General features: G+C 49.4%; 2 tRNA genes and 3 rRNA genes. All 5 read right to left on the reverse strand.

The features are described 5' to 3' along the window. Positions 1-385 (reverse strand): 23S ribosomal RNA (locus FE296_RS00285); the annotation flags it as partial. Positions 386-592: 207 nt separating this feature from the next. Further along, positions 593-668, reverse strand: a tRNA-Ala gene (locus FE296_RS00290). A 22-nt stretch (positions 669-690) separates the two neighbouring features. Then, positions 691-767 (reverse strand) — tRNA-Ile (locus FE296_RS00295). Positions 768-803: 36 nt separating this feature from the next. After that, a 5S ribosomal RNA gene (gene rrf / locus FE296_RS00300) occupies positions 804-920 on the reverse strand. A gap of 106 nt (positions 921-1,026) precedes the next feature. Further along, positions 1,027-1,085, reverse strand: a 16S ribosomal RNA gene (locus FE296_RS00305); the annotation flags it as partial.

Here is a 1,085-nt window from a genome sequence, read left to right on the forward strand (position 1 = left end):
TACAGGGCTTTTACCTTCTTTGGCGGGCCTTTCCAGACCTCTTCGCTTAACCGGTTCCTTTGTAACTCCATGTGAGACGTCCCACAACCCCAAAGAGCAAGCTCTCTGGTTTGGGCTTCTCCGCGTTCGCTCGCCGCTACTGACGGAATCACTATTGTTTTCTCTTCCTCAGGGTACTTAGATGTTTCAGTTCCCCTGGTATGCCTCTACATAACCTATGTATTCAGTTATGAGTAACTGGAAATTACCCCAGCTGGGTTTCCCCATTCGGACACCCCCGGATCAAAGCTTGCTTACAGCTCCCCGAGGCAGTTTCGTTGTTCGCCACGTCCTTCATCGGCTCCTAGCGCCTAGGCATCCTCCGTGTGCTCTTAGTAGCTTAACCATTTTGTTCCGGTTTCGGTCGCTCGCTTCCCTTGGTTTGCTTGCGCAAAGCCAAAAGTCGCTCTTACCCGATACCATCACAAAAGCAATTTAACTACCTTTATACACTTGACTTGTTTGCACAAGTTCAGCTATAAAGGAATGTTCTAATTCGCGTTTGTTTCGTTTCGATATCTAGTTTTCAAAGAACAAACTTGTAAAACATTTTTGGTGGAGCCAAGCGGGATCGAACCGCTGACCTCCTGCTTGCAAGGCAGGCGCTCTCCCAGCTGAGCTATGGCCCCATATAAAGTTTAAAGGTATAGATGGTGGGCCCTGGTGGACTCGAACCACCGGCCTCACCCTTATCAGAGGTGCGCTCTAACCAACTGAGCTAAGGGCCCACATTATATATACTATTTGAACCCAAAATGGGTTACGCTTGGCGGCGTTCTACTCTCCCAGGACCCTGCGGTCCAAGTACCATTGACGCTGAAGGGCTTAACGGTCGTGTTCGGGATGGGAACGTGTGGAACCCCTTCGCTATCGCCACCAAACGTTTGAGAGTTTGAGCTCTCAAAACTGAGCAACGAGTGAGTAACTAGCCGACCTGGCTAGATTTTATATTTGAATGTTTCCGTTGCAGGAAACGATTCTCCATAGAAAGGAGGTGATCCAGCCGCACCTTCCGATACGGCTACCTTGTTACGACTTCACCCCAA

This window comes from Paenibacillus sp. UASWS1643 (assembly GCF_008693195.1).
Classification (GTDB): domain Bacteria; phylum Bacillota; class Bacilli; order Paenibacillales; family Paenibacillaceae; genus Paenibacillus; species Paenibacillus amylolyticus_B.